This window comes from Klebsiella sp. JB_Kp004, from assembly GCF_040065795.1.
Lineage (GTDB): Bacteria > Pseudomonadota > Gammaproteobacteria > Enterobacterales > Enterobacteriaceae > Klebsiella > Klebsiella quasipneumoniae.
In genome coordinates, this window is sequence record NZ_JBEAKW010000006.1 from 285,202 (window position 1) to 293,725 (window position 8,524).

Here is an 8,524-nt window from a genome sequence, read left to right on the forward strand (position 1 = left end):
CGTTTACAAATCGATTTCAATTACAGGAAGTCTACCAGAGATGCTCAAACAGGTAGAAATTTTCACCGACGGCTCTTGCCTGGGAAATCCAGGACCCGGCGGTTACGGCGCCATTATGCGCTACCGCCAGCACGAAAAAACCTTTAGCGCCGGCTACCGTCTGACCACCAATAACCGCATGGAACTGATGGCGGCGATCGTCGCCCTCGAAGCGTTAAAAGAGCATTGCGAGGTGGTGCTCAGCACCGACAGCCAGTATGTCCGCCAGGGGATCACCCAGTGGATCCACAACTGGAAAAAGCGCGGCTGGAAAACGGCAGAGAAAAAACCGGTAAAGAATGTCGACCTCTGGCAGAGGCTGGACGCCGCGCTTGGCCAGCATAAGATCAAATGGGAGTGGGTGAAGGGCCACGCCGGCCATCCAGAAAACGAACGCTGCGACGAGCTGGCCCGCGCAGCGGCCTCCCATCCCACTCAGGACGACATCGGCTACCAGCCGGAGAGCTAATTCTGCCCCTTGCGCCACTGCCGGGTGGCGCCGACTGCCGGCCGTAGCTGGGTTTTCGCTTTCCCTGACTTCATCGGATTAAGGGTGAGCGGAATAGTCCGTTTGCGGGCGACAATCAATTGCAAACAGCCCAGCGCTGGCAGATGGGTGCTCAGCAGTTTGCCGCCATGCCGCGACCAGGGTAAAACCTGATAACGCCCATAATGCAGCACTTCAAAGTTGAGCAGCGACAGCCAGTCCAGCTGGCGCATCAACGTAAACATACGGCTGTTGTACGGCGTGCCTTTGCGCAGCACCGGCACCAGCTTACGCAACCCCATCAGGCTCACCGGATTAAACCCGGTCAGGATCATCCAGCCATCATCGATCAGGACGCGATCGGCCTCCCGCAGCAGGCGATGCGGATCGCTACACCACGGCAGGGTATGCGCCAGCAGGCAGGCGTCGACGGACTTTTCGGCAAAGGGCAAATGCAGCGGGTCGGCCCGGACCTGCATTGGGTTTCCCGCCAGCGAGACATTCACCTGGTGCGAGATGGCGCAAGCTTCGGTATTGATTTCCGCGCTCAGATTGCCAATCTTAAGCAGATGAAAGCCATATAATTTAGCCAGCCACGGCTTCATCTGCTGCTCCAGCGTTTCGCGATAGTATTCGCCCCACGGCATACTGGACCAATGCTCAGGCGCTGTCACTGTATGAGGTATCCTTGCCGGCTTCATTGCCACCTTCCGCTACGCTTTAGAGGTAATTTATGAATCTTATCAGTATTCCCGCGTTTCAGGACAACTACATCTGGGTTCTCACTGAGAATCACGGCCGCTGCATCATCGTTGACCCGGGCGAGGCCGCGCCGGTTCTGGCGGCAATCGAGGAAAACCAGTGGCAGCCCGAGGCCATTTTACTGACCCATCACCATCAGGATCACGTCGGCGGCGTAAAACAATTACGTGAAAAATTCCCCTCTCTGGTGGTTTACGGGCCGGCAGAAACCCAGGATAAGGGGGTTACTCAGGTAGTAGACGATGGCGATCGGCTGTCAATTCTCGGGGTCGATTTTTCCATTTTCTCCACGCCAGGTCACACATTAGGACATATCTGTTACTACAGCGAACCTTATCTGTTTTGCGGCGACACGATGTTCTCCGGCGGCTGCGGAAGGCTGTTCGAAGGCACTGCAGAGCAGATGTATCAATCATTTATGAAGATTAACGCCCTTCCTGAAGAAACCCTTATATGTTGCGCACATGAATATACGTTAGCGAATATGAAGTTTGCGTTGAGTATCCTGCCTGACGATAGGGACATAAACGATTACTATCATAAAGTTAATGAGTTACGTGCAAAAAAACAAAAGACACTACCCGTAATTCTGAAAAACGAGCGGCTTATAAATTTATTTTTACGGGTAAATGATGTTGATTTAATTGACAAAATTAACAAAGAAACAAAATTGCAACAGTCTGTGGCGCGATTTGCGTGGTTAAGGTCAAAGAAAGACGAATTCTGATATTTAATTCTTGTCATCGGCTAACTTCGCCGTTATCCTTGGTCGTCTTTTAAGCAACTATTGACACACACATGAAGGCACGAGCGATATTATTCGCCTCTGTCCTGCTGGTGGGGTGCCAGGCGTCTAAGCACGATGGCACCGTCGAACAGCGAGCACAGAGCCTTTCTGCGGCTGGTCAAGGGGAAGCAGGCAAGTTCACAAGTCAAGCGCGCTGGTTAGATGATGGAACCTTCTACGCGCAAGACCAGGATCTGTGGACTTCCATAGGCGACGAGCTAAAGATGGGAATACCGGATAACCCCCGGATTCGCGAGCAAAAACAGAAGTACTTAAGAAATAAGAGCTATCTCCACGATGTAACTTTACGGGCAGAGCCGTATATGTACTGGATAGCCGGGCAGGTTAAGAAACGTAACATGCCAATGGAACTGGTATTACTACCCATAGTGGAGAGCGCTTTTGACCCACACGCGACGTCTGGCGCCAATGCCGCAGGCATCTGGCAGATCATTCCGAGCACAGGGCGCAATTATGGTTTAAAACAGACCCGCAGTTACGATGCGCGTCGTGACGTTGTCGCATCGACTACCGCGGCGCTGGACATGATGCAACGTCTGAACAAAATGTTCGACGGCGACTGGTTGTTAACGGTTGCGGCATATAACAGCGGCGAAGGTCGGGTCATGAAGGCAGTGAAAGCGAACCGTTCGCGTGGCAAACCCACCGATTTCTGGTCGCTATCTCTGCCGCATGAAACGAAAGTCTACGTACCGAAAATGCTGGCATTGAGCGACATCCTCAAAAACAGCAAACGTTACGGCGTGAAGTTGCCTACGGCTGATGAAAGCCGTGCGCTGGCGCGCGTTCGCCTCGACAGTCCGGTTGATATTTCTCAGCTCGCGGATATGGCCGGTATGCCGGTCAGCAAGCTGAAGACCTTCAACGCCGGCGTAAAGGGGTCAACGCTGGGCGCTAGCGGGCCAAAGTACGTCATGGTGCCGCAGAAACACGCAGCCCAGCTGCGTGAATCGCTGGCCTCTGGCGACATTGCCGCCGTACAGCCGACGCAGCTCGCGGATAATACGCCGCTGACCAGCCGAAGCTATAAGGTGCGTTCCGGCGATACCATTTCCGGGATTGCTTCCCGTCTCGGCGTCACGACCCGCGATCTGCAGCAGTGGAATAACCTGCGCGGCTCTGGATTGAAGGTTGGACAGAACCTGGTTATCGGCGCCGGCAGCAGCGCGCAGCGTCTGGCGAATAACAGCGATAGCATCACCTATCGCGTTCGCAAAGGTGATTCGCTGTCGAGCATCGCCAAACGTCATGGCGTTAATATTCGCGACGTCATGCGCTGGAACAGCGATACCGACAATCTGCGGCCTGGCGATCAGCTAACGCTGTTTGTGAAAAACAGCGATCGACCAGAGTCCTGATACGTCAGGTTAGATAAAAAGGCACCGACTTCCCCCGGTGCCTTTTTTGTTGTCCGTATTAAACCGCTTTATGCGCTTCAAACATGATGGTATCGCTGGTAAAGGAACCATCCTGCTGTAACTCAAAGTAGGCTTTCACCTCCGCCGAGGCGCTCTGCTGGTATAAACGAATCGCCTCCACCAGCGGCTCAGGGGTACGCATCCGCGCCACCCACGAACTGAACTCCAGCGGCAGGCGATCGGTCAACAGTTGATTAATCACCAGCCCCGCCTCCGTCGCCAGCGTCAGCCACTCGCCGCTGGAATAATTACGCACGTGCGAGGTATCGCGCAAGGCTTCCACCGTCTGCAGCCAGACATCACGCACCACATGGCCCGGCGACATCACGTCCATCACGATCATCACCCCACCCGGCTTGAGGACACGTTTCACCTCGCGCAGCGCCTGGCCAACGTCATGCCAGTGATGAGCAGAATAGCGGCTGATAACGATATCAAAGCTGGCATCAGCGAACGGCAGCGTTTCGGCATACCCCTGCTGGGTCACGATATTGCTAAAACCTTTCTCCTTTGCCGCGGCGGCAACGACCTCCAGCATCTGGCTCGATAAATCATAGGCGGTCACCTCGGCAACCTGTCCCGCCGCGGTAAAGCTGGCGTGCCCTGCCCCACAGCCCATATCCAGCACTTTCGCCTGAGGAAAATCAGCCAGTCGTTCCGCCAGCCGCTGCAGATCGCGACCAGAGGCGTGCACGGCGCTGGTCAGATAGGCGCTGGCCTGGGAGCCGAACTGCTTTTCGACGTTGTCATGGTGAGAGCGTGTTGTCATGTTGTCTTGTCCTTACGGTTTTTTGAGTAATAAAAGGCAGCACCATGCATGCGCAGGCCTGCCCCATGGCAGGCCTGACCAACCTTAAATTAATCAGGCTTGCCGGGACTGAATTCGACTAGTAGCGGGTTGTGGTCGGAGGCGCGGGTTACCAGCACGGAAGCATCGTGCACGCTTAACCCACGGTAGAACACAAAATCGAGCGGGCGACCAAACGCGCGGCGGCGCTGATCGTCCGGGAAACGAACTTCACGCAGCGACATCTCGCGTGCAAAGCGGTACAGGGCGTTCATCCGCGGGCGGCTCCAGGCATTGAAGTCGCCGGCCATGATCACCGGCCCGCTGTGATGGGCGATCTGATCGCCAATCGGCAGCAGCTGTTTACTATAGACGTCGACGCCAAGGCTGAAGTTAACGGCATGGATATTGACCACCATTAACAGCCGCGCATCGGGCAGCGGATAGACAGTCACTAATGCTGATTTAGGCAGACGCAAAATAGGTTCACGTTCGCGCAATGGGCAGCAATAGATAGGATGGGCGGAAGCCAGCGTCATCACGCCGGAAGGATGCTGCGGCAGCACCAGCGCAGGCACCTGATCGGCGGCCAGATAGTTGGTGGTCGCGAACCTGACCAGCTCCGGCGTCGTCTGCGCCTCCTGCAACAGGACTAAGTGCGCGTCTTTGCCAAAATTCTTAAGGACCGACTGCCACTCTGCGCGCTGCTGTTTGAAGATATTCCACACCAGCACGCGAATTTTCTCATCGCTGCTTAACGGCGTGCCGGCGGGATAAACCGGACTCACGCCCGCAAACGCCCCCGGAGGCAATATTCTCTCCGCAGGTTGTCCGGCGACATAGCGCATGGCGTAGGTGTTCTTTCGCAATTTGGGCATTAATCCTCGATAACAGAAACCAGCCCGACGACGACTGGTTATTCTGTTATAGGGATTTTCCCATACACTTTCAATGCAAATTGCGAGAAACCCTTAGCCTTCGGGAGAAAGCGCTGCCGAACGGCGTGGCAATTTATCTAAACGTCCGCTCAGGACCACCAACAGCAAAGCGACCAGCACAATCACCGCGCCAATCCACGGCGTCTGCGCCAGACCGTACCGCTCGACCGTCTGTCCACCGACGATCGACCCCAGCGCGATGCCGACGTTGAAGGCGGCAATATTCAGGCCGGATGCGATGTCGACAGCCCCGGGGGTGTACTGCTCTGCTTTTTGCACCACGTACACCTGCAGGCCCGGCACGTTGCCGAAGGCGAAAACGCCCATCACCAGCACCGTTGCCAGCGCGGCATAGTGAATGCTGGCGGTCAGCTGGAACACCAGCAGCAGCACAACCAGCGCGGCGAAGATAAACTTCAGCGCGGAGACGGCGCCATGCCTATCGGCCAGTTTGCCGCCCCATACGTTGCCAATAGCCACCGAGACGCCATAGCCCAGCAGGATCCAGCTCACGGCTGACGGGCTGAAGCCGGCCAGCTCCTGCATCATCGGCGCAAGGAAGGTAAAGGTGGTAAACACGCCGCCATAGCCCAGCGCGGTAATGGCATAGATCATCAGCAGGCGCGGATGGGTTAAGACTTTCAGCTGATCGCGCAGGCTGGCGCTGGCGCGGCCCGGGATATTATTCGGCACCAGAATCAGACTGCTGATAAGCGCAATCACCCCCAGAATCGATACCGCGAGGAACGTTTCCCGCCAGCCAAAATGCTGACCGATGAAAGTCCCGAATGGCACCCCGGTCACCAGCGCGACCGTCAGGCCGCCGAACATAATGGCGATAGCCGAGGCTGCTTTCTCTTTTGCCACCAGGCTGGTGGCGATTGTCGAGCCAATAGAGAAGAACACGCCGTGTGCCAGACCGGTCAGCAGGCGCGCCAGGATCAGCGTTTCATAGCCCGGGGCCTGCCAGGCCAGCACATTACCCGCCGTAAACAGGACCATCAACGCCAGCAGCAGCTGTTTACGCGGCATACGCCCCGTTAACGCCGTCAGCACCGGGGCGCCGATCGCCACGCCCAGCGCGTAGATAGAAACCAGCAGGCCTGCCGACGGCAGCGAAATAGAGAGTTGTTGGGCAATCGTCGGGACCAGGCCGACAATCACGAATTCAGTGGTGCCAATTGCGAAGGCACCGATGGTTAAGGCAAATAGCGCCAGTGGCATAATTTACTCCGTAGCATCAGGATTAAGATGACACGTAGTATGAAGGGTTGTATAAATAACAAAAACTATCAAAGTATCAATAGAATTTTGCTACAGGTGCAATAATGAGAGCCACATCCGAGGAGATCGCCATCTTTGTGGCGGTAGTGGAAAGCGGGAGTTTCAGCCGGGCGGCCGAACAGCTGGGTCAGGCCAACTCTGCCGTCAGCCGGGCAGTCAAAAAGCTCGAGTCCAAGCTTGGTGTTAGCCTGCTCAATCGGACCACCCGTCAGCTCAGTCTGACAGAGGAAGGCGAGCGCTATTTTCGCCGGATGCAGGTGGTATTGCAGGAGATGGCGGCGGCAGAAAACGACCTGCTGGAAACGCGCACGACGCCGCGAGGCCTGCTGCGGGTGGATGCCGCGACGCCGGTGATGCTGCATTTTCTCATGCCGCTGGTGAAGCCATTTCGCGAGCGTTACCCGGAAATGACGCTGTCGCTCGTGTCGTCAGAAACATTTATTAATCTGATTGAACGAAAAGTGGATGTGGCTATTCGGGCCGGAACCTTAACCGATTCCAGCCTGCGCGCCCGACCGCTGTTCACCAGCTATCGGAAGATCGTCGCCTCGCCAGAGTATGTTTCGCGCTACGGCGTGCCGCAGCATCCGTCAGATCTGAAACAACATCAATGTCTGGGCTTTACTGAACCCGTCTCTCTGAACACCTGGCCGGTATCCTGTTGCGATGGTCAGTTGTTAGAGATTGAGGCGGCGGTATCATCGAACAGTGGGGAAACGCTCAAGCAACTGTGTCTGACCGGGAACGGTATTGCCTGCCTGTCGGATTATATGGTGGATAAAGAGATAGCCAGTGGGGAGTTTGTTGAACTACTGGCCGACAAACGTTTGCCGGTGGAGATGCCCTTCAGCGCGGTGTACTACAGCGATAGAGCCGTCAGCACACGTATCAGGGCGTTTATTGATTTTCTGAGCGAACACGTAAAACAGCTCCCGAAGGAGCTGTCGTAGTACCCTCTGATGGGCATACCGGAAGCAGGAGATTAATCCCACTGCGGCGCCAGACCTTCCGGGCTCACCAGCCGATCGTTGCAATCCAGCGCGGCGATCGCCTGGCGATCTTCATCATCCAGCTTCAGATCCAGCGCGCTCAGGTTGCTGGCCAGGTTCTCACGCTTCGTCGAGGACGGGATCACCGCGTACCCCTCGCCCATCGCCCATGCCAGGATAACCTGCGCCGGAGTCGCATTATGTTTCGCCGCGATACGGGCAATCACCTCATCTTTCAGCGCCTTACCGTAGGCCAGGGTCATGTAGGAGGTGATATGGATACCGTGCTCATGCGCCCAATCGACGACTTTACGGTTTTGCAGATACGGCGAAAGCTCAATCTGATTGGTAGCAATGTTTTCAGCGCCAACGGCGGCAATCGCGCGCTCCATCAGTGGAATAGTGAAGTTGGAGATACCGATCTGACGGGTCAGGCCGAGCGCCTTCGCTTCCATCAGAGCAGCCATAAACTCTTCAACAGCCACCGCATCATTCGGTGACGGCCAGTGGATCAGCGTCAGATCAACATAGTCAGTGCGTAGCTTCTGCAGGCTCTCTTGCAGGCTGGCGATCAGCTTGTCTTTGCTCAGGTTTTCGATCCAGATTTTGGTTGTGATGAACAGCTCATCACGCGGCACGCCGCTCTCAGCGAGAGCCTGACCCACCGCGGCTTCGTTGTCGTAGATTTGCGCGGTGTCGATAGTACGATAGCCCAGCTCCAGCGCGGTTTTTACGGATGCGATAACAACATCATCTTTCAGACGGAAGGTGCCAAGACCAAATGCAGGGATTGCCATGTTTTTCCTCGTTATTTGTTCATTTCGGTTAACGAATGAAATTATGGCTGATGGTGTGGAGGGGAAAAAGAGCGATTAATGCAGAGGATTTTTGCTGATTTAGCAATAATCGGAAACAGATCAAACAAAAAAGCCCTGAGCAGATGCTCAGGGCTCTTATTAAGTGGCGGAACGGACGGGACTCGAACCCGCGACCCCCTGCGTGACAGGCAGGT

The 8,524-nt window shown here is 55.6% G+C and carries 9 protein-coding genes; 4 read left to right on the top strand and 5 right to left on the bottom strand.

What is annotated here, in order from left to right; all coding sequences use genetic code 11:
* Positions 1-40 precede the first annotated feature (40 nt).
* The gene (rnhA, locus tag ABLX76_RS09020) at positions 41-508 is read left to right on the top strand and encodes a ribonuclease HI (protein ID WP_004204620.1); all 468 of its coding nucleotides are present in this window, start codon (positions 41-43) and stop codon (positions 506-508) included.
* Here the strand turns inward: rnhA and ABLX76_RS09025 are convergent.
* Entirely contained in the window at positions 505-1,227 is a 723-nt protein-coding gene (locus ABLX76_RS09025) for a class I SAM-dependent methyltransferase (RefSeq protein ID WP_004204619.1), read from the bottom strand. The two genes, rnhA and ABLX76_RS09025, sit on opposite strands and share 4 nt — an antisense overlap.
* Positions 1,228-1,259: 32 nt before the next feature.
* Here ABLX76_RS09025 and gloB point away from each other — a divergent pair, with 32 nt between their 5' ends.
* Positions 1,260-2,015, top strand: coding sequence for a hydroxyacylglutathione hydrolase (gloB, locus tag ABLX76_RS09030; RefSeq protein WP_348874440.1), 756 nt, complete (start codon positions 1,260-1,262; stop codon positions 2,013-2,015).
* A 71-nt stretch (positions 2,016-2,086) separates the two neighbouring features.
* Positions 2,087-3,454 (top strand): murein transglycosylase D, encoded by a 1,368-nt coding sequence (gene mltD / locus ABLX76_RS09035; protein ID WP_032453033.1) that lies wholly within the window; start codon positions 2,087-2,089, stop codon positions 3,452-3,454.
* A gap of 58 nt (positions 3,455-3,512) precedes the next feature.
* Here mltD and ABLX76_RS09040 read toward each other — a convergent pair whose 3' ends face one another.
* From ABLX76_RS09040 to ABLX76_RS09050, 3 genes are all read right to left on the bottom strand, one after another.
* Positions 3,513-4,283 (bottom strand): class I SAM-dependent methyltransferase, encoded by a 771-nt coding sequence (locus ABLX76_RS09040; RefSeq protein ID WP_023288497.1) that lies wholly within the window; start codon positions 4,281-4,283, stop codon positions 3,513-3,515.
* Between the two features lie 89 nt (positions 4,284-4,372).
* Positions 4,373-5,170 carry an endonuclease/exonuclease/phosphatase family protein gene (locus ABLX76_RS09045; RefSeq protein WP_072096514.1) on the bottom strand — a complete coding sequence of 266 codons (798 nt, stop codon included), beginning with the start codon at positions 5,168-5,170 and terminating at the stop codon, positions 4,373-4,375.
* Positions 5,171-5,272: 102 nt separating this feature from the next.
* Positions 5,273-6,463: an MFS transporter gene (locus ABLX76_RS09050; RefSeq protein WP_241516241.1), complete on the bottom strand. Its 1,191-nt coding sequence runs from the start codon at positions 6,461-6,463 to the stop codon at positions 5,273-5,275.
* Between the two features lie 104 nt (positions 6,464-6,567).
* On the opposite strand from ABLX76_RS09050, the gene yafC reads away from it, so the two are divergent.
* Positions 6,568-7,473 carry a DNA-binding transcriptional regulator YafC gene (gene yafC, locus ABLX76_RS09055; RefSeq protein WP_023288494.1) on the top strand — a complete coding sequence of 302 codons (906 nt, stop codon included), beginning with the start codon at positions 6,568-6,570 and terminating at the stop codon, positions 7,471-7,473.
* A gap of 32 nt (positions 7,474-7,505) precedes the next feature.
* Here the strand turns inward: yafC and dkgB are convergent, their stop codons facing one another.
* The gene (gene dkgB / locus ABLX76_RS09060; protein ID WP_087849221.1) at positions 7,506-8,309 is read right to left on the bottom strand and encodes a 2,5-didehydrogluconate reductase DkgB; all 804 of its coding nucleotides are present in this window, start codon (positions 8,307-8,309) and stop codon (positions 7,506-7,508) included.
* Positions 8,310-8,524: the final 215 nt, after the last annotated feature.

Excerpts from the sequence above, each read along its gene's own strand:
- rnhA (WP_004204620.1), top strand. The coding sequence starts at position 41 with ATGCTCAAACAGGTAGAAATTTTCACCGACGGCTCTTGCCTGGGAAAT.
- ABLX76_RS09025 (WP_004204619.1), bottom strand. The coding sequence starts at position 1,227 with ATGAAGCCGGCAAGGATACCTCATACAGTGACAGCGCCTGAGCATTGG.
- gloB (WP_348874440.1), top strand. The coding sequence starts at position 1,260 with ATGAATCTTATCAGTATTCCCGCGTTTCAGGACAACTACATCTGGGTT.
- mltD (WP_032453033.1), top strand. The coding sequence starts at position 2,087 with ATGAAGGCACGAGCGATATTATTCGCCTCTGTCCTGCTGGTGGGGTGC.
- ABLX76_RS09040 (WP_023288497.1), bottom strand. The coding sequence starts at position 4,283 with ATGACAACACGCTCTCACCATGACAACGTCGAAAAGCAGTTCGGCTCC.
- ABLX76_RS09050 (WP_241516241.1), bottom strand. The coding sequence starts at position 6,463 with ATGCCACTGGCGCTATTTGCCTTAACCATCGGTGCCTTCGCAATTGGC.
- yafC (WP_023288494.1), top strand. The coding sequence starts at position 6,568 with ATGAGAGCCACATCCGAGGAGATCGCCATCTTTGTGGCGGTAGTGGAA.
- dkgB (WP_087849221.1), bottom strand. The coding sequence starts at position 8,309 with ATGGCAATCCCTGCATTTGGTCTTGGCACCTTCCGTCTGAAAGATGAT.